At 50.3% G+C, this 18,669-nt stretch carries 18 protein-coding genes; 3 read left to right on the top strand and 15 right to left on the bottom strand.

From position 1 onward, the window contains the following. Window positions 1-51: 51 nt before the first annotated feature. Window positions 52-1,029 carry a magnesium/cobalt transporter CorA gene (corA, locus tag ACLIN2_RS10525; protein ID WP_055743137.1) on the bottom strand — a complete coding sequence of 326 codons (978 nt, stop codon included), beginning with the start codon at window positions 1,027-1,029 and terminating at the stop codon, window positions 52-54. Between the two features lie 132 nt (window positions 1,030-1,161). Between corA and ACLIN2_RS10520 the strand changes: the two genes are divergently transcribed. Continuing rightward, window positions 1,162-1,563 (top strand): TIGR04086 family membrane protein, encoded by a 402-nt coding sequence (locus ACLIN2_RS10520; protein WP_092269472.1) that lies wholly within the window; start codon window positions 1,162-1,164, stop codon window positions 1,561-1,563. A 64-nt stretch (window positions 1,564-1,627) separates the two neighbouring features. Here ACLIN2_RS10520 and yajC read toward each other — a convergent pair whose 3' ends face one another. The 10 genes from yajC to ACLIN2_RS10470 form a co-directional block, all read right to left on the bottom strand. Then, window positions 1,628-1,966: a preprotein translocase subunit YajC gene (yajC, locus tag ACLIN2_RS10515; protein ID WP_092269476.1), complete on the bottom strand. Its 339-nt coding sequence runs from the start codon at window positions 1,964-1,966 to the stop codon at window positions 1,628-1,630. Window positions 1,967-1,981: 15 nt separating this feature from the next. Next, window positions 1,982-3,112, bottom strand: coding sequence for a tRNA guanosine(34) transglycosylase Tgt (gene tgt / locus ACLIN2_RS10510; protein WP_092269480.1), 1,131 nt, complete (start codon window positions 3,110-3,112; stop codon window positions 1,982-1,984). Window positions 3,113-3,229: 117 nt separating this feature from the next. Then, window positions 3,230-4,258: a tRNA preQ1(34) S-adenosylmethionine ribosyltransferase-isomerase QueA gene (gene queA / locus ACLIN2_RS10505; protein WP_411503998.1), complete on the bottom strand. Its 1,029-nt coding sequence runs from the start codon at window positions 4,256-4,258 to the stop codon at window positions 3,230-3,232. 43 nt (window positions 4,259-4,301) lie between these two features. Continuing rightward, window positions 4,302-6,398 (bottom strand): SpoIID/LytB domain-containing protein, encoded by a 2,097-nt coding sequence (locus ACLIN2_RS10500; protein ID WP_411503997.1) that lies wholly within the window; start codon window positions 6,396-6,398, stop codon window positions 4,302-4,304. Between the two features lie 171 nt (window positions 6,399-6,569). Then, window positions 6,570-6,788 (bottom strand): DUF2905 domain-containing protein, encoded by a 219-nt coding sequence (locus ACLIN2_RS10495; protein WP_092269490.1) that lies wholly within the window; start codon window positions 6,786-6,788, stop codon window positions 6,570-6,572. Then, window positions 6,785-7,783 (bottom strand): Holliday junction branch migration DNA helicase RuvB, encoded by a 999-nt coding sequence (ruvB, locus tag ACLIN2_RS10490; protein ID WP_092269493.1) that lies wholly within the window; start codon window positions 7,781-7,783, stop codon window positions 6,785-6,787. The genes ACLIN2_RS10495 and ruvB overlap by 4 nt, the downstream gene beginning before the upstream one ends. Window positions 7,784-7,787: 4 nt before the next feature. Continuing rightward, window positions 7,788-8,405 (bottom strand): Holliday junction branch migration protein RuvA, encoded by a 618-nt coding sequence (gene ruvA / locus ACLIN2_RS10485; RefSeq protein ID WP_122924819.1) that lies wholly within the window; start codon window positions 8,403-8,405, stop codon window positions 7,788-7,790. After that, complete coding sequence (ruvC, locus tag ACLIN2_RS10480) at window positions 8,402-8,902, bottom strand: crossover junction endodeoxyribonuclease RuvC (protein WP_411503996.1); 501 nt, start codon at window positions 8,900-8,902, stop codon at window positions 8,402-8,404. Before ruvC ends, ruvA begins: the two co-directional genes overlap by 4 nt. A gap of 259 nt (window positions 8,903-9,161) precedes the next feature. After that, window positions 9,162-10,460 carry a group II intron reverse transcriptase/maturase gene (ltrA, locus tag ACLIN2_RS10475; protein ID WP_411501843.1) on the bottom strand — a complete coding sequence of 433 codons (1,299 nt, stop codon included), beginning with the start codon at window positions 10,458-10,460 and terminating at the stop codon, window positions 9,162-9,164. A gap of 574 nt (window positions 10,461-11,034) precedes the next feature. Further along, the gene (locus ACLIN2_RS10470; protein ID WP_092269499.1) at window positions 11,035-11,226 is read right to left on the bottom strand and encodes a hypothetical protein; all 192 of its coding nucleotides are present in this window, start codon (window positions 11,224-11,226) and stop codon (window positions 11,035-11,037) included. 131 nt (window positions 11,227-11,357) lie between these two features. On the opposite strand from ACLIN2_RS10470, the gene ACLIN2_RS10465 reads away from it, so the two are divergent. Beyond that, window positions 11,358-12,443 (top strand): hypothetical protein, encoded by a 1,086-nt coding sequence (locus ACLIN2_RS10465; protein ID WP_411503995.1) that lies wholly within the window; start codon window positions 11,358-11,360, stop codon window positions 12,441-12,443. 43 nt (window positions 12,444-12,486) lie between these two features. Here the strand turns inward: ACLIN2_RS10465 and ACLIN2_RS10460 are convergent, their stop codons facing one another. Beyond that, a complete protein-coding gene (locus tag ACLIN2_RS10460) occupies window positions 12,487-13,059 on the bottom strand; it encodes a BofC C-terminal domain-containing protein (protein ID WP_411503994.1) in 573 nt (190 codons plus the stop codon). A 187-nt stretch (window positions 13,060-13,246) separates the two neighbouring features. On the opposite strand from ACLIN2_RS10460, the gene ACLIN2_RS10455 reads away from it, so the two are divergent. Then, window positions 13,247-15,235 (top strand): bifunctional 2',3'-cyclic-nucleotide 2'-phosphodiesterase/3'-nucleotidase, encoded by a 1,989-nt coding sequence (locus ACLIN2_RS10455; RefSeq protein ID WP_092269505.1) that lies wholly within the window; start codon window positions 13,247-13,249, stop codon window positions 15,233-15,235. Between the two features lie 42 nt (window positions 15,236-15,277). On the opposite strand, the gene ACLIN2_RS10450 is transcribed toward ACLIN2_RS10455, so the two are convergent. The 3 genes from ACLIN2_RS10450 to pheA form a co-directional block, all read right to left on the bottom strand. Next, complete coding sequence (locus tag ACLIN2_RS10450) at window positions 15,278-16,306, bottom strand: phosphotransferase (RefSeq protein WP_327931629.1); 1,029 nt, start codon at window positions 16,304-16,306, stop codon at window positions 15,278-15,280. Window positions 16,307-16,317: 11 nt separating this feature from the next. Next, window positions 16,318-17,691: a SafA/ExsA family spore coat assembly protein gene (safA, locus tag ACLIN2_RS10445; protein ID WP_411503993.1), complete on the bottom strand. Its 1,374-nt coding sequence runs from the start codon at window positions 17,689-17,691 to the stop codon at window positions 16,318-16,320. Between the two features lie 108 nt (window positions 17,692-17,799). Then, entirely contained in the window at window positions 17,800-18,663 is an 864-nt protein-coding gene (gene pheA, locus ACLIN2_RS10440; protein ID WP_411503992.1) for a prephenate dehydratase, read from the bottom strand. Window positions 18,664-18,669 lie beyond the last annotated feature (6 nt).

The raw sequence follows: 18,669 nt of genomic DNA, 5'->3' as shown, positions 1-18,669 counted from the left end.
AGAACATTTGATACTATTCTTTAGCAGGGGGCGCACAACTATTACCGCCAATTACAGCCACTTGCGCTTGCGGAAAATATGGAGCATGGCAAAGGTCATCCCTAGCATGATGACCAGGGCTACGACTAACATGTAAGGCTCTGCTTCTTCACCCAGCCAGGCGAACGTATTCATCCCGAACAAGCCGGTAATAAACGTCAGCGGGAGGATAATCGTGGAGATAATGGTGAGGACGCGCATCGTCTCCGTTGTCTTTGCGCTAATGATGGTGTAATACGTGTCAAGTGCACCGTTCACCAAATCCCGGAAGGTCTCCGTCGAATCGGAAATCCTCTCCAAGTGGTCTGTCAGGTCACTGTAGAACGGAACGTTTTCCTCGGATATGTCGAAGGAATAGCGGCCATTTACGTTTGCGAAGATCCTTTTTTGCGGCATAATCACGCGACGAATCAAAATAATCGTTCGCTTCAATGCCAGGAACTCTTCCGTAATTTCCTCCATTTGGTGCTCATAAATCTCGTCCTCCAGCTCGTCAATCCGCACACTGATTCGGTCAATGATCGGAAAGTATTCATCCGTGATGCCGTCTACAATGGCATAGAGCAGATAATCCGGGCCCCGATTCAAGTACGAGATGTTGCGGTGACACATCGCTGCGATCCTTCCGATGGTGTTCATCGGGGATTTGTGGATGGTCACAATGTAGTTCGGACCGAGAAACACGTTCAGTTCTACCGTAGTAATTTCATCGTCGCTCTCCTCGTTGTAACGCAGGGCGTGGAAGACGAAGAAGTAGTAGTCGTCGTATTTGTCTACCTTGGCACGCGGACTGACGTGCAGACAGTCCTCAATTGCCAGCGGGTGGAAGTCGAATATCTTGGCAATATAGGGAAGTTCGTTATTTCCCACATCATACAGATCGATCCAGAGCAGATCCTCCGGTGACTTCAGCCATTGATCTTTGGTGGCCAGATCTACATCATGGAACATCTTCTGTTCTGAGTGGTTGTAAAAGTACGTTTTAATCATTCTTCTTCACCCCCGTCTCATTCCCCATCCATCATACGAAAATTCCTTTCAATGTTCAACGCGAAGATGAATACGTAAGCCAAGCTTCTCATATAGATGGTACAAACAGTTGACCAGTGAGGGGGTAATACCGTGCGGAGTGCTTCCACCTCTGTACTAACAGGTCTTTTGTATACGCTCGGTCTCGTCTTGATCGGAGCGCTGCTCGCTACCTTTCTCCTTAGCTTCACCAATGTACGCGAAAGCTCACTCCCCTACTTTACGTACTTCATCAATGCGATCGGACTTCTGATCGGCGGCTACGTCACCGGGCGTCGCTGCGGGGGAAAAGGCTGGTACTACGGCGGATTGACTGGACTCACTTATTTCATCGTCGTTCTGCTCATCGGCTTCCTCGGCTTTGATGCACCCATGCAATGGGGAACCATTCTTTATTTGGCTGCTGCCTTTGTCCTTGCGGGGCTCGGCGGTATTCTGGGGGTAAACTCCATCAACTCCGGCCATAAGCCCAAAGGAATCAAGACAAGACGCTGATCCTCTCTTCCTTCTCAACAGATGCAAAAAAGCAGGCGGGCTACCCCACCTGCTTTTTTCATTCTTATTTTGCTTCTTCTGTTGCTTCTTCCGCTTTCGCAGGCTCAGCTTTCGCTGGTTCTGTTTTTGCAGGAGCAGCTGCACTTGCAGACGTCACGCTGTTGATTGCACCACGGTCAAACGTGATGTTTACATTGTGAGCTACACGAAGGGTAACGGTGTCATCTGACAGCTCTTGAATCGTTCCGTGCATACCGCCGATCGTAACGATCTTGTCGCCTTTTTTCACAGCAGCCAGCATGGCATTACGCTGTTTGGCTTTCTTTTGCTGAGGACGAATCAGCAAGAAGTAGAAAATCGCGAACATGATGATAATCGGTAAAAAATTAGTTAAGCCATCCATGTAAATCCCCCTCGATTAAAAAGATCTATCTTCACCCAATCCATATTGAGCGAAAAACTGGTCGCGGAAATCTTGCAAACGGTCTTCGGCAATTGCTTGGCGTACATTTTCCATCAGCTTCACGAGGAAGTGCAGATTATGATACGTGGTCAAGCGTATGCCAAAGGTTTCCTCCGACTTGACCAGATGTCGGATGTAAGCACGGGTGTAATTCTTGCAGGTATAGCAATCACAGTTTGGATCAAGCGGAGTGAAATCGCGCGCGTACTTCGCATTGCGAATCACCAAGCGTCCTTGGCTCGTCATGCATGTCCCATTTCGGGCAATACGTGTCGGCAACACGCAGTCAAACATGTCGATGCCGCGAATCGCACCGTCAATCAATGCATCTGGCGACCCCACTCCCATCAAGTAGCGAGGTTTGCCCGTCGGCAGCAACGGAACTGTGCTTTCCAGTACCTCGTACATCAAAGAGAAGGGCTCTCCTACACTCAATCCACCGATCGCATAACCTGGGAAATCCATGGAAACGAGATCACGTGCGCTTTGGGCGCGCAAATCGTGGTACATCCCGCCTTGAACAATACCGAATAAGGCCTGCTCATTTGGACGGGTATGTGCTTTCAAGCAACGCTCTGCCCAGCGAGTCGTACGCTCCATCGATTTCTGAACGTAATCGTACTCTGCAGGATACGGTGCGCATTCATCAAACGCCATAAAAATATCGGCACCTAATGCATTTTGAATGTGAGTAGCTTCTTCCGGACCGATAAACAGCTTTTCCCCATTGAGATGGGACCGGAAAGAAACACCCTCTTCTGTTATTTTGCGCAAATTGCTCAAACTAAAGACCTGGAATCCCCCAGAATCTGTGAGGATAGCACGATCCCAGTTCATGAATCCATGCAGTCCTCCAGCCTCTCGGACAATTTCGTGTCCAGGACGTAGAAACAGATGATACGTATTGCTGAGAATAATCCCTGCTCCCATGGCTTTAAGTTCTTCTGGACTCATCGTTTTTACCGTTGCCTGGGTGCCGACTGGCATAAAGACAGGGGTGTCAATCGTCCCATGTGGCGTATGCAGTTTGCCGAGACGTGCACCGGTTTGCTTGCATGTTTTGATCAATTCGTAGCGTACAGCCAACTCTTTGCACTCCTCAAGCTATGTATGTAAGTCTTTCCTATTATAAAAAAATCTCACAATGAAGTAAACCCACATAACCCGCCGGATATATAATCAATTACGAATGTGCTTACTTTGTTACAAAATCAGCATCGCATCCCCGAAGCTGAAGAAGCGGTATTCCTCTTCCACCGCAGTCTTATAAGCGCGCAGGACATTCTCTTTTCCTGCCAAAGCACTCACGAGCATGACCAATGTCGACTTCGGCAAATGAAAGTTCGTCAGTAGCCCATCCAATATCGAGAACGTATAGCCCGGATAAATAAAGATATCCGTCCACCCCGATGTCGGTGTGAGCTTCCCGCCGTTTGCCTTGCCGACTGTCTCCAGCGTTCGGCAGGAGGTCGTTCCGACAGCGAATACTCGTCTTCCCTCTGCTTTGGCACGGTTGACGATCTCTGCTGTTTCTTCTGGGATCTCGTAATACTCGGCATGCATGATGTGCTCTTCGACGGAACCCGCCGAGACCGGCCGAAATGTCCCTAGACCTACATGCAGGGTGACGTAAGCGAGCTGAACTCCTTTAGCCGCGATTTGCTCCAGATAAGGCTTGGTAAAGTGCAGACCTGCAGTGGGGGCTGCGGCTGAGCCGCGCTCACGAGCGTATACGGTCTGATAGCGCTCCTGATCATCCAGCTGCTCATGAATATAGGGAGGCAGCGGCATCGAGCCCAGCTGATCCAATATCTCGTAAAAGATACCGTCATAGTGGAATCGGATGATGCGTCCTCCTGTCTCCGTTACCTCCTCGCAGGTGCAGCGCAAAAGTCCGTTTCCAAAGACCACCTCAGTCCCTATCTTCATCCGTTTTCCCGGCTTGACGAGTGTCTCCCAGCGATCATCCCCCAGCGACTTCAGCAGGAGGACCTCAATTTTCGCTCCCGTATCGGTTTTTTCGCCGATCAGCCTAGCGGGAAGGACCCGGCTATCGTTCATCACGAGTACATCACCAGGAACCAAATGTTCGATCAGGTCAGTAAAGCGCTGGTGCAGGATATCTCCCGTCTTTTTGTTTAGCACCAGCAACCGGGAAGAAGTGCGTTCCTGAAGCGGGTACTGGGCAATCAAATGCTCTGGCAGTTCAAAATCAAATTGTTGTACATCCACGAGTCCTTGCTCCTTTTAAAACAGTTCATGTGCTTCCTCGATGCTACTCTTCGATTGTCACATCCTGGTAATAGTGTTGCAAGATCTCCTTGTAGTCATACCCGCTCTGCGCCATCCCTTTTGCTCCGTACTGGGAGACGCCGAGACCGTGACCGTATCCTGTCCCTTTAAAAAGAAACTTTTGAGTCTTGCTGGCTACACGCCAATCATCTGTTCCGCGATAGATCAGAAATTCGTCGCTGTAGCCATTCGCTGAATCAGCGTAGCCATCCGCACCGACTGCCTGTAGGCTGCGGCCCCCTGCAGGGTACGTCGTGCGTTTGCCGCCCGCTCCTAAAATCGTGTACGTCCCCATTTCCTCCACGTCGAAAAGAGTGCTGCGCAGGGAGCTTGCCCCTTGTGTAAAAATGGAGCGATGCGCGTCTGGTGAGGAGGCTGCAATCCGTGTACCGTCCGCCTCCATCTCCACGACACGTCCGGATGGGCCTCGTTCGGTGACCCGCAAGCTTTCCAGAGAAGCGGAGACGCGCGGTGCATTACTCTTCGTTTGGTTTGCGTTAATCATACCCGCTACCTCAGCAGGAGTATAGGGTCCTCTGGTCCAAGAATACGCATTTTCCTCCGGCTCTTCTGTTACGATCGTCACCTCGGCACCCGTCGGCAGGGTGGACAGCACTCGATGATAAGCTGTACTTGGCCCTGAACGCAAATTGGTGCTCGACGTGCTCACGACTGCCTGGCGAAGGCCCATCGCGTTCTTGCCGCCAGTCATTTTCACGAGATCACTGCGAATGTAGCCCAGTGTCCCATCGTTCAAGGATACCTGGTACCAGATGTTTGCCTTTTCCAATGGCTCTGTATCATCACTCATGACCGGTCGCAAATACGGGACTGGGTTGCCCCATACTTCCGTCCCATCTGCAGTCATCCCGCCCGCGTTGGAATAAAACAAGGATTCAGCAATCTTTCCTTTGTAGTAGATGACTTCCCCTTCTGTCTCATCGACAGCTTCGCGAATATCTTTGGATTCTTTTGTATATCCGTAATAGGCTTGTTCGTACACCGTATCCGAAACATTGGCTACCCCGTATTTATTACCAGCACCTGCGGCTCGCGTTCGTGCAAGCACCGCTTGTGCCTTTAACGCCTCGATGGGCCAGCCTGGAGCCATTTCCGATCCGACAACGCCGTACAGATATTCTTCCATGGACACCTCATTGACGAGCGTGAGGTTTCCTTTGTATTCAGAAAGCTCCATTTCCCCGCGATAGGTGCGCTGTTCCCGTTCGACGACGCCAATCACCGTAGTCGAACCCGCTTTTTTCGGCTCCACTGACAATTTTACTTGCGGAGAAAAGACGTACTTCCATATCGTATCATTTTTCGAGCCAAATGCGTCTTGTTTTAGCACAACATAGGACTGCGCTGACGCTTGTTTATACGAAAACCCAGGAACTTCAGCGGAGGTCTTTTTCGCGAGTGCATTCAAAGCATCTTGGCTGACTTCGTCTCCAACCCAAACCGCATAGGCGATTTTACCGTTATCTGCCACGAGAACCGGATAGGCAGAAATCCCAGAAGAAGCGAAGACTTCCTGCCAGCTTTGGGCTTCCTTCAGGCTGCCATAGCGGCCTGCCTCCAGTCTGAGTGGACCTTTCACAGCAGGTTGTTGTCCCGTTGCCTGCGCGATGGTTTTCGCCGCATTCGCAGCAATTTGGAAGGAGCCATACGTGCCGCTTACGACCTGGTACACAGTTTGACCGCCTCGTTTGGCCACCTGGATGCTGCCCTCATATTTGCGCTGGCTCATTTGCTGCGCTACCCGCTGCGCTTGATTCCAGTCACCTGTTTCCGCCACGATCAGATGATATTCATCGACACGAAAGCGAGCGTCTTCTCCTCCCAAGCTTGGGAGCTTTTCTTTCCCTTGTGGGCCTGACAGCGTGACTTCCATTCCTTTTTCTGTCGTTAGGGTGACAGCTGGTACGACGCCACGATAGCCTTGCCCTGTATCTACAAAAAGAGCAACCCGAATGTTCTTCCCTGCTGCGTCAGCAGGCGTGTACCCCCCGAGAAGCACAGCTGACACTAGCCCCGCTGAAAGGACTTTTCCCATCCATTTCTTCCACATGTCGTCCATTGTCCTTCCTTTCCTTAGGTTAGGTTTCGTCGAAAATTGGCATGAACTCCCATGTTTTTCGACAAACCGAGCGGGTTCTCCTTCCCTTTTTCATAATTTGGGACCTGGCTGATTCCTCATTCCCTCTAAAATCAACGTAAAAAAACCATTGGGAACAAGCCCCAATGGTTTTTATTTGAACAGCCGAAACAAATAAGTCGCCAGGGAAAGCACGATGCTGATGACAATACAAGTGACCACCGGAAAGTAGAACCTCACGTTTTCCTTTTCGACCACGATGTCACCAGGCAAGCGGCCAAGGGGGAAAAATCGCCCGCCTATCTGCCACAAGAGCCCGATCACAATCAAAATGGCACCCCCGATAATCAAAAGCTTGGCTATCGGATTCACGCTTTCATCTCCCGACCAAAATGTTGGTATGCGCTAGGGGTTAGGACCCTTCCGCGCGGTGTACGCTGCATAAAGCCAATCTGCATCAGGTACGGCTCGCAAACGTCTTCGATCGTTTGTGATTCCTCGCCAATGGTTGCCGCGATCGTATCCAGCCCGACAGGCCCGCCGTCAAAACGCTCGATGATGGCCAAAAGCAGCTTGTGGTCGATATGATCCAGTCCGCAAGCGTCGACCTGCAGACGCTCCAGCGCTTCCTTGGCAATTTCCGTCGTGATGACGCCTTCCCCTTTTACCTGCGCGAAGTCTCTGACGCGCTTCAGCAATCGGTTCGCCACACGCGGTGTGCCTCTGGACCGTTTCGCGATCTCTTCCGCGCCGCCTTCGCGGATCACTACCTGTAGGATATCCGACGCGCGTGAGACGATAAACGCCAGCTCGGGAACCGTGTAAAACTCCAAACGATTCACCACGCCAAAACGGTCGCGCAGCGGTGCAGACAGCATACCAGCACGTGTCGTAGCGCCTACCAGTGTAAACGGCGGCAGATCCAGGCGAACACTGCGTGCGCTCGGCCCTTTCCCGATGATGATATCCAGGGCAAAATCCTCCATGGCCGGATACAAAACTTCCTCAACGCTGCGATTCAGCCTGTGGATCTCGTCGATGAACAAAACGTCGCCTTCTTGCAAATTCGTTAAAATCGCTGCCAGGTCGCCCGGTCTCTCAATCGCTGGCCCCGAAGTCGTGCGGATGTTTACGCCGAGTTCGTTTGCAATGATCTGCGACAGAGTCGTTTTCCCCAAGCCAGGCGGGCCGTACAGCAGCACATGATCCAACGATTCTTTGCGCATTTTGGCAGCCTCGATAAAGATCTTCAGATTTTCCTTTACGTGCTGCTGTCCAATGTATTCGTTTAAATAGCGCGGGCGTAGGCTAAGCTCCGCCGCATCCTCTTCCCAATCCATTTGCGTCGTAATAATTCGCTGGTCCAAGATCCTACCCCCTCATGAGCAAAGCAAGTCCTTGCTTGATGAGCTTTTCCACACCATCGCCTTCTTTGGACTTTTCGGAAAGCGCATTTCTGATTTTTTGCAGCTCGCCATCCGAATAGCCGAGGGCGGTCAAGGCATCTAAAGCTTCGTTTAAAGCAGACACAGCAGACTCTCCTGCCGTCAAATCCCCTGCCGCTACAGTCAAAATTGCAGATGGTGTATAACCGACCAGCTTATCCTTCAAATCCAAAATAATACGTTGCGCCGTCTTTTTCCCGATACCCGGGAATTTCGTCAAATACGTCACGTTTTCCTGTTGGACAGCCATGACGATTTGCTCTGGTGTCGCAGCAGCGAGAATCGCCAGCGCACCTTTTGGGCCGATCCCGTTCACATCGAGCAGCTTGCGGAACAAGTCACGATCGTCGCGCGTAGCAAACCCGTAAAGCAGGATCGCATCCTCGCGTACATGATGATGGGTGTACAGCTTCGTCCTGCTTCCTTCATAGCGGACAAACTGATACGGATTCGGGCAGAACAGACGATAGCCGATCCCTCCCGTCTCAAGCACTATGTATTCAGAATCCAGGTAACACAATGTACCTTCGACAAAATCAATCATTTCTGAACTCCCTCCGAAATGGAAATGAACGCGCGGAACTGAGCGTGCGTAATGGCAATTCCCAGCGCATCCGCCACATCGTCAGGCTTGGGCACTTCCTTTAAGCGCAAGAGCAGCTTCGTCATTTCCTGAATCTGTTTTTTCTCTGCTCCCCCGTAACCGGTCACAGCCTGTTTTACCTGCATGGGAGTGTACTCGTATACGGGCACACCTGCCAGCTCTGCTGCGAGCAAGATCACGCCACGCGCTTGGCCTACTGTGAAGGCAGTCGTTACGTTCTTGTTGAAAAAGAGCTTCTCTACGGACATTTCATCTGGCTGAAAAGTGCTTATCAAGCTTTGCATCGCTTCGAAAATCTGTTTCAGGCGCAGAGGAACAGGCAATCCCGCCTCGGTCTGAATGCTTCCGTACTGTACAGGACGAAGCTGGCTTCCCTGTTTATCCAACACCCCAAATCCTACAATAGCAATACCGGGGTCAATTCCTAAGATGCGCATGGCCCACACTCCGTGTACAAAGATTCTACCTTCTACTGTAACACAAAGCACCCAAAAAGCGAACGTGCATTTCCATTCCATCAAAGAAAACTTGACAATGACAAGCAACGGATCATTTTATCTGTAGAGTAGAAAACTGAAACTTTCGGGCGACCTTGAGGTCGCCTTACTTGTTTCAGCTCCCCCTCATCAAACCGTACGTGAGGTTTTCCCTCATACGGCTTTCCGATGTTCTTCTTTCTTTGGCATTCGGCACTGCTTATCCGGCAAGTTTCACAAGTATTCCTTGAGTATCTTTAATGACTTTTCCTTCCCACGAGTGTTTCTTTCGCACATTCCTTTTCTTGTTAACGAAAAGGGTAAGCCTTTCAATAACATACCAGTCAATCCGATTTAACCATCTTGCAGCTATTGGCGATAGCGAGTAGTAGTTCTTGAAGCCTTGAAGTTTTCGATTTAGCCCCTGTACTAACTCCGTTAACGACCAATACAACTTGCTGCGAGGTTCGGTATACACTTTTATTTTCCGGCGCATTTCCTTCATAGCTTTCTTACTCGGAATATGGGACATGACAAACACCTTCGATCCGCCCTTGTTAAGGACCGGAAATTTCCGGTGATGTAGACCAAGGAAATCAAAGCCCGAAGTATTATCCCAGATGTTGACCAGTCGAGACTTGTCCTTACTAAGTGCAAGATCCAATTTGTCCATAATAGCTTTAATGACCTGAATACTTTCCATGGCATCCTTTTTCGTTTTGCACATGATGACGAAGTCATCGGCATATCGAATCAGTTTTCCCAAATGGGCAAATTGCTTTCCCCATACCGTATCCATGTAGTTGAGATAGATGTTGGCTAACAGTGGGGAAATGACTCCTCCTTGCGGAGTACCCAATTCGGTGTCATGAAACTGTACATCTTCCATCACGCCTGCTTGTAGCCAGTTCCGAATCAGCTTTAGTACCCTACGGTCAGAAATCCTCTGCTCAACTAACTTCATCAGCTTCTCCTGATTGATGTTGTCAAAGTACCCTTTGATGTCTGCATCAACCACCCAGTAAGCATTTTTACTTGCTTTCCTGATTTGTGCAATCGCTTGATGAGCGTTACGTTTTGGGCGAAATCCGTATGAGCAATCTTTAAAGTCCGCTTCAAAGACTGGCTCAATGACCATCTTTGTCGCCATCTGAACAACCCTGTCTCGAATAGTTGGGATTCCGAGTGGTCTTTGTTTCCCATCCGCTTTCGGAATGTAAGTACGCCGTACCGGTGCTGGATGATACTGATTTCTCTTTAGGTCGAGATAAATTTCATTAAGGAATTTACTCTCTCCATACTCATGCACAATCTTATCTATCGTTTGACCATCCACTCCGCCACTTCCTTTATTGGCTCGTACTCTACGCCAAGCTTCTGCAAGAATGTCTGGTCTGTATACTTTGTCGTACAGAGCATGAAACCGCCGTTTTGGCTTTTCCTTGGCACAAAGATATAGAGTTGTCCAAAGTTGTCGAGCTTTTGCATCGGTGTAGTTAGCAAGTTTACTTGCATTCACTCACTCTTACCTCCTTTCAACTCTTGAACAAAGCAGGGCTCCTTCTCTCCATAGAGTTTTGTTGTCTCTACTTCATCGGTACTATGAACCCCTCCGACTCCCTTCCTGCCGTCCTCCATTTCCCTTTCGGTTATAGGATTCCGCTTTACGCTCCAACGGAGCGTGCAGGGGAGGGTCTCCCCAGTTCCGTTAGCTACTTTCTCAACATACCGCTCCCCATACTCCGGGAGGTTCCTGGGTGCTGCATTCCAAGTGCTACACACCTTCCATGGACTTCGCCCAATATCCCAAGGCTCGTCTCCCCCTTGTCCATCTTCCGATGGTCTCTTTTAACGAAGCGGCAGGATTCACTTTATGTTACGGTCTGCTGATTTGCTCGCACTCCTGTCGGAGTTACTTTGTCACAGGGCTTCAACCTTAGGATCTCTCCACCAGTTGCCTGTCAGCTACGAGGCGACTTGGCTCTTACCTCGGTCGGACTTTCACCGACTAGCAATTAACGGCTTGCTGGGCGCGCGGACATGGAAAAAACCCGCCTCCTGTTCGGAGACGGGCCATATACGGTGTCTTTTTGTTAGTGTTTGTTCAGTCCCTCCAAATCTGACACATCATGCTGCATGTGAGCGTAGTCGTCGACGCCGCTCTGCATCTGCTCCTGGATCATGTTGATCTGCCGGTAGTTTAGCTTGTTGTGTCCTTGATTTAATTGAACGTACAAACGCTGATGGAACTGGTCTTTGTAGCTACCTCTGGGCATAGAAGACATGCTAAAAGACTCCTCCTTGAGATCACCGTATGAGAACAGTATGGCGCCTCAGCCCATGAGTTATGATGGCAAGATTTTCTCGTCATTCGTTCGTTATGGTGGAGACACTACCTTAAGTGGAGGTGTTCTGCGTGCGGCTAGTCAAGCTGCTTCTGATTCAGAGCCTGTGGTTCGCTGCTTTATGGATGACTATACCGGGCAAGGCTCAAGCGAGTTCCGCAAACGAGATCGTCATTTCTGTCTCTGTTTCACCAGACTCGCCCTTCGTTTCTACCCTGGTCTTTGAAAAATCTCACCCGCTTATTCGCGAGCTCAAACGCACTCCTACTATCCCAGCCAAGATTTCTTCTGAATGGGTCCGCGCCAAGATGAAAATAAACGGCCGCGACCTGATCTACGATTATCACGGTCAGCTGTTTGACGTCAAAAAGTCACGGCAATACCTTTTGTCTGAAGAAATGAAAAGAAGCCTGGAATTTCTGGTTCAGACAGTTGAAAAGGCTCACTTCGGGCAACCCGTACCTTGGGATAAAGTAAAGCATTCCTTTGGCCGAATGAAGTACGCAACCGTCATCGATCTGGAGACAGGAGAGCGCTTTTCCGTCCAGCGCAGAGCAGGGAGCCGACATGCTGATGTCCAACCACTCACACGCTCCGATACCCACATCATGAAGCATATTTATCAAGGAAAATGGAGCTGGAAACGACGTGCTATCCTGGTCGAGGTCAACGGTATTTTCTATGCTGCTTCCATGCACGGAATGCCTCATGGGGCTGGTGCTATTCAAGGAAACGACTTCCCAGGACATTTTTGCATTCATTTTTCCGGAAGCTCTACTCATCGACGAATCGAGCCGGATCCCAGCCATAGCCTGATGATTCTCAAAGCCTCCGGTTCCCTGCCACAGGCGATCATGGAGGCAGAGCCAGAAAAGCTGGTCGGGTATTTCCTCACCTCGTTGAACGAACACGATGCTCACACGTTGCGGATGACTACAGCGGGCACTCCCTTGCCTACCTTTCTGCATGACATTGATTCTGTGCGCAAGCCAGAGGAGATTCGGCCCTCTGATCCCGATGCTCCCATGATCGTTGACATTCCGGTTCGAGTCGAGTATTCACTGCGTTCTGGCAAAACAGGCGCAGGATTATGGCACTTTCTTCTCATGCGCTCTGCCCCTTGGGAAAGATGGCAGATCATCGATGTTTCCGCCTAATAGCCCTCTTACGCAATGAGGCTGCCCCGCGGGGCAGCCCTTTTTATTCCGCGCTCAGCTGAAATTCACCATACGTGGACAGAACGCTGTTGTACTCAGCCAGATCCCGCACGCGTATTCCTCGCTTTAAGCTTTCCACTTCTTCTTTCGGAAGGCTAGCTTCCATCTTCTCCGTATTGATCCGGTAAAAGGTCTGTACGACCTCCTGATCGGCAGGCAAGCCGTGGAACAGCGTCAGCATTCCTTCCGCAGACAAGCCAAAATGGCCATTCTCTTTACACTCGGGTGAAATATCATGCTCTCTCTTCAGCAGAATCATCTTGGAAGCATCCGCCGCAACGATCTCCCACCCTTTGTAATCTGCCATCGAATTCGCGATGTGATTGAGTGCTACTGGTTTGTGCTCCTCGTCTCGAGCGCCACATAAATAGCTGCGAGTGAGAACCAAATTATAGGAATTCCCAGCCGCTTCTAAGGATCTGCCTGTGCCAACTGCAAGTAATTGAGTCAGGGATGCCGATTCCTTGCCACCGCTTTGTGATAGGACAACTCCCAATATCAGCCCTGTAAAAAGGGCAATACCCCACGATGCATACATCATCCACTTTTTGATCATGATTCGATTGAACCCCTTTATACGCCTTTTCTCCCTATTCTCGCCAGTAAAAAGGGCCTACATACCCGATACTCTCAAGATTCGTAATTTACAACAAATTCATGAGTAATATCTACCAATCCTATAATTCTAGTGATAAACTTATTTTGCTTGGTATTATTGTAAAGTTATGGAGGTCAACCCAAAAATGAAAAAAGCGAACAAGCACATGCTGACTGCGTGTCTCCTCAGCACATCTTTGATCGTAAGCGCTCTGACGTTCTCTCAAACCCCTGTCAGCGCTCAAACCAGCTCCACCCTCAAGCTCCGCCTGTTGGAAACGACAGACATCCACACCAACATTGTCAACTATGACTACTATCAAGATAAGTCTACTGACGAGTTTGGTCTTGCCAAAACAGCAACACTGATCAAAAAAGCCCGTGAAGAAGCAAAAAACAGCATCCTGATCGACAACGGTGACTTGCTCCAAGGAAACCCGCTCGGCGATTATGTTGCCAAAATTGATCCGCTGAAAGACGGCGAAACGCACCCCGTTTACAAAGCGATGAACCTCCTGGACTACGACTTGGGTAACATCGGCAACCATGAATTCAACTTCGGCTTGGAGCATCTGGAGCGCAGCATCAAAGGCGCTGACTTCCCGTACATCAACTCCAACGTGTATGTAGATGACAAAGACAACAACCCAGCTAACGACAAAAACCTGTTTACGCCATACCAAATCCTCGACCGCAAGTTCAAGGATGAGAGCGGCAAAGAAGTTACCTTGAAAGTCGGCGTGATCGGATTTGTTCCTCCGCAAATTATGCAGTGGGACAAGGCAAACCTCGAGGGGAAAGTCGTTGCCAAGGACATCTTGGAATCGGCAAACAAATACGTGCCAGAGATGAAGCAAAAAGGCGCTGACATCATCGTAGCCGTAGCTCACTCGGGACTCGGCCCTGTTGAATCTGCTGCCAATCTGGAAAACGCAAGCTACCAGCTGAGCAAAATCGAAGGCATCGATGCTATCCTTTTCGGCCACTCTCACCTCGTGTTCCCAGGCCCTGGCTTTGAGAACATCGAAGGCGTTGACGGAACCAAAGGGATCATCAATGGCAAACCAGCTGTTATGCCTGGCTACTGGGGGAACAACCTGGGTGTAATCGACCTGACCCTCACCCAAGAAAACGGCAAATGGAAAGTGGCAGATTCGGCCTCCAAAGCTGTTCCAATCTATGACAAAACAAACAAAGCTTCCTTGGCTGACGCTGACCAAGCGATCCTCGATGCCGTGAAGGAAGATCACGATCACACAGTGGAGTGGGTACGTTCTGCTGTAGGTACAACCACTTCCCCAATCTTCAGCTATTTTGCACTGGTTCAAGATGACCCATCGATCCAAATCGTAACCAATGCACAAAAATGGTATGTTGAGAAAAACATCAAAGGTACCGAATACGATGGCATTCCAGTCTTGTCCGCAGGTGCTCCATTTAAAGCAGGCGGTCGCAACGGCGCAAGCTACTACACTAACATTCCTGCTGGAACCATCGCGATCAAAAACGTATCTGACCTGTACATCTATCCAAACACGCTGAAGGCTGTAATGATCAATGGATCTCAGCTGCAAGAGTGGCTGGAGCGCTCCGCTGGCCAGTACAACCAAATTGACGTGAAGAAAACCGAAGAACAGCCTTTGGTCAACGAAGCTTTCCCTACTTACAACTTTGATGTAATCGATGGCGTAACCTACCAAGTAGATGTTACGGAGCCATCCAAATACGCAATCGACGGCAAGCTGGCTGACGAGAAAGCAAACCGCATCAAAAACCTGTCTTACAATGGAAAACCAGTGAAGGCGGAAGACAAGTTCATCGTGGTAACCAATAACTACCGCGCTGGCGGTGGCGGTAACTTCCCTGGTCTGGATGGCACAAACATCGTGATTGATTCTCCGGATGAAAACCGTCAAGTCGTGATCGACTACATCCTGAGCGAAAAAACGATCAACCCTGCTGCAGACCAAAACTGGGCATTCGCTCCTGTAAACGCAAAAGTGAATGTAACGTTCACAACGGCTCCAGAGGCAAAACCTTTTGCAGAAAAAATGTCGAACCTGAAATACATCAACACCCTTGAGTCGGGCTTTGCGAAATACAGCATTGACCTGTCCAAACCAGCCTCCAAATAAGACAAAGAAGCTGATGGCACCAACGCCGTCAGCTTCTTTTTTTCACCCCACGAAATGGTACTGTCCCCAGGGCGATCGCTGAAAGATTTGCTCTCCTGACTGCAAGAACGCTTGGCGCTCCCGCAGGAGCTTTCCTTCCATTTGAACGAGCTGCAGTACTCCTCGCAAATGATAGCCAGGGCGATTGCTGTACAACCCGGTGACCTCGCGCAGAAAGTTATCGGGATAGCGCAGCAATTGATGCACTGTCCAGATTTGCGTGTCACTCAAATAGTTTACTTTGCTATAGGCTTCGATCGCTTCGACAAACGATCCGATCCGATACTCCTGGAGCAGAAGCATTCTAGACATCAATTGAACCAGATCGACCAGCTGCACGTCATGCCCTACAGTATCCAGATCAATGAGATAACAGTTGTTCCGGGGAGTCAGCAAAAAGTTATGGCTCGCTACATCACGGTGAGCCAGCGTCCCTCTCTCTACAGCAGAAAACATCTCAGGCGTCAAAGGCAGCTTGTATGCGGATTGCAGCATGTCTTGACCATCCTGGATGATGGCATGCGTCATCTGTTGGATGACCTGCTCCAGCTTGTTTTGCGGGCCATTTTGCTCAATGCCCCACGTAATTCTTTCGAACTGCTCGAGTCTGCTTTCCCACTTGTCGAGTAGCGCAGACTTGCCTTCATACGCATAAGTATGCGAGACGGGGAACCCTTGAGCGGCTACATGAAAGCGCGCAAGGGTCTCAGCCGTCTTTTTCACATCAAAGAGGGATGCGTTATCCGCTTCTCGTCCGTCAATCATTTTCATGATCGTAAAATAGCGGTCCTCATACGGAAAAATCGTTGATCCCCCTGCATCCGGTACATATTGCACCGTATGCATAAACCCTTTCTCCCGCAATGCTTCGGCGAGCTGCGTGACCCATACTGCTTTATCCAGTTGCTTATAGCCCTTGATGATCCAGTGACCCCGGTCGGTCTTCAGCAAATTCACATTTCGTTTTGGCTTAACGGCGTGAACTTGACAGCGAAACGCTTTTTCAAGAGATGCTATTAGCCCTTTGTTCATACTGGAACCGTTCAGTATGACGAAGATTCTTCGTGCCCATCGCCCCAATGCGGCCATAGCCCTGTGTCAGGCATGGAAGCCAGCCGAGGAGGTGGTGGGAACATCATGTTGTTCGGGTTCACTTGCCCGCGGTCTCTCTTATAACCGCGACTAGGCTTTCGCTGTGGGCTATCCGGGGAACACTCACAAGATGAAGATGAGCAAGAAGATTCCACCACTACTTTTGGACGCCTTGGCGGGCATGGATACGGCTGTGGCGGGAATGGCATTGGCATTGGCATCGGCATCGGCATCGGTCGAGGAGGAACTGGAGGGAAGAATGGCATGATCGGTGGTGGCCCAAACGGCGGACCAAACGGTGGTCTAAACGGCCCTGGCCCTATGCTTTCAGGCAATACTTGACCCGGTCTTGGAAACGGCATCGGCATTGGCGGGAACGGGGAAATAGGCGGCATCGGTGGGGAAATTGGCCTCATCCATGGTGTTGGGAATGGTGGACACGGCGGAATTGGGACCGGCACATACTGGCGCACGGGTGCCTGCGGTCTCACTGTTGTTTGTGGCCGCACCTGTGGTTTAGTCGTTGTCTGTGGACGAACGTGTGTAGGCTGTCTCGTAGGCTGTACCTGTGGATATGGCAGGCACGGCGGGCAATAGTTCGGCGATACCGTTGGCCGTATGGGAAGTACAGGCGCTGGCGCCACTGGCGGCCGATAAATATACGGGCTCACCTGGTTCGGCCCTACGTTAGGGCGCAGTGGGCTGAGCTGGGATGGTGGCACATTGGGCTGATGCATATACGGACTTACCATGGTCGGCGGAACTGGCGGTGGTGCCGGACGTGTCTGCATCGGCGGCATAGGTGGCATCGACGGCGGCATTGGCGGCATCATCTGCTGTTTCGGAATGTTTGGCATGTATGGCTTGGTCGGCGGAGGTGCAATAGGCCGCGTAGGCTGCGGCAATGCCGGTGTCAGCATTTCAGGCATGACACTTGGTGTAGGAGGAATCGGCGGCGCTTCCTTGATCGACTCCGTTGGGGCTGGCCGTGGAGCCCTTTCCGTTTCAGCCTCAATTCTTACTTCCTCTTCCTCTTCCACCTCAATTGGCCTGCGCTCAATCTCTTGAGGAACCTCCTGGCTCTGCTCTTCTTCGCGAATAGGTCTTTCTTTTACATAGGGGGATTCGCTCGATTGCCGTTGTGGTTGTCTCGGTTGTGGACGAACAGCCACACCCTTCGACGGAATCTTGATCCTCGCCCCTGGATAGATGGTATCGGGAGTCTTGATCTGACTGTTCAGTCGTAATAGCTCCTTGTAATCGACGCCATATCTCTTGGCGATCTTCCACATGGTGTCGCCTTTTTGGACTACGTGGATTCTCACTATTTCTCCTCCCTCGCGGAAACTCCCTATCATGGTATGCACCTATGGGCGTTTTGCTCCTGAGTGAGCCCTTTTCTTGAAGGGAATCTAAAAAGAAAAAAGCCAACTCTAGGAGTTGACCTTTTGCAAGTAAAATGGATATGTTCCCAATTGCCGGACCTGGCAGCCGATCGCTTCAATCTCTGCAAACGCACCTGGAAGCAGCACATCATCCATTTTTTGTTCAATGTCGATCACAAAGAAATAGCTGCCCAACCCTTTTTTGGTAGGACGGGATTCCAGACGGGACAAGTTGATCTTTCGCCAAGCAAAAGCGGCGAGCACCTGATAGAGCGCACCCGGAAAATCCTCAGGGAGGATAACCTGGATCGTAGTCTTCTCCCGATCAGATACTGGCAGCTCAATCGGCTCTTTTCCGACCAAGACAAAGCGGGTATAGTTGTTTGAAAAGTCTTGAATATGAGGCTGCGCCACTTCCAAAGGATAAATATCCGCATTTAGGCGGGTCCCGATGGCTGCCCACGGCTCATCTGGATGTTCACTCACTGTTTGGGCTGCCAGAGCCGTACTGTTTACATTCTCCACTACAGCCTGCGGCAGGTTTTCCCGTATGAAATGAAAGCTTTGGGCAATCGCCTGAGGATGGGACATCACCCGGGTAATAGCCGAGAGCGGCAACGGCTGATCGCGCTTCGCTACCAGCAGATTCTGGGTAATCGGCAGAGCCAATTCTGCGAGGATGGGCAAATCAACCTCATGAATCAACCAATCCAATGTGGAGTTCACAGTGCCTTCAATCGAGTTTTCGATGGGTACAATTCCGTAATTCACTTCGTCTTTAGCTACTGCATTCAACACTTCAATAATGCTCGGATATGGCACGTAATCCATTGGCGTCCCGATCGGTATCGAACGAGCAGCCTCTTCGGAAAACGTCCCTCTTGGCCCGAGAAATGCGAGTTTGTTCAGCATGGCGTT

The organism is Brevibacillus centrosporus, assembly GCF_046622605.1.
Taxonomy (GTDB): Bacteria; Bacillota; Bacilli; order Brevibacillales; family Brevibacillaceae; genus Brevibacillus; species Brevibacillus centrosporus.
This window is presented reverse-complemented; position numbering and strand designations above follow the sequence as displayed.

Coding starts and splice junctions, on each gene's coding strand:
- ACLIN2_RS10450 (WP_327931629.1), bottom strand. CDS start 16,306: ATGAACAAAGGGCTAATAGCATCTCTTGAAAAAGCGTTTCGCTGTCAA.
- ACLIN2_RS10455 (WP_092269505.1), top strand. CDS start 13,247: ATGAAAAAAGCGAACAAGCACATGCTGACTGCGTGTCTCCTCAGCACA.
- corA (WP_055743137.1), bottom strand. CDS start 1,029: ATGATTAAAACGTACTTTTACAACCACTCAGAACAGAAGATGTTCCAT.
- ruvA (WP_122924819.1), bottom strand. CDS start 8,405: ATGATTGATTTTGTCGAAGGTACATTGTGTTACCTGGATTCTGAATAC.
- pheA (WP_411503992.1), bottom strand. CDS start 18,663: ATGCTGAACAAACTCGCATTTCTCGGGCCAAGAGGGACGTTTTCCGAA.
- ACLIN2_RS10460 (WP_411503994.1), bottom strand. CDS start 13,059: ATGATCAAAAAGTGGATGATGTATGCATCGTGGGGTATTGCCCTTTTT.
- ACLIN2_RS10470 (WP_092269499.1), bottom strand. CDS start 11,226: ATGTCTTCTATGCCCAGAGGTAGCTACAAAGACCAGTTCCATCAGCGT.
- yajC (WP_092269476.1), bottom strand. CDS start 1,966: ATGGATGGCTTAACTAATTTTTTACCGATTATCATCATGTTCGCGATT.
- ruvC (WP_411503996.1), bottom strand. CDS start 8,902: ATGCGCATCTTAGGAATTGACCCCGGTATTGCTATTGTAGGATTTGGG.
- ACLIN2_RS10500 (WP_411503997.1), bottom strand. CDS start 6,398: ATGGACGACATGTGGAAGAAATGGATGGGAAAAGTCCTTTCAGCGGGG.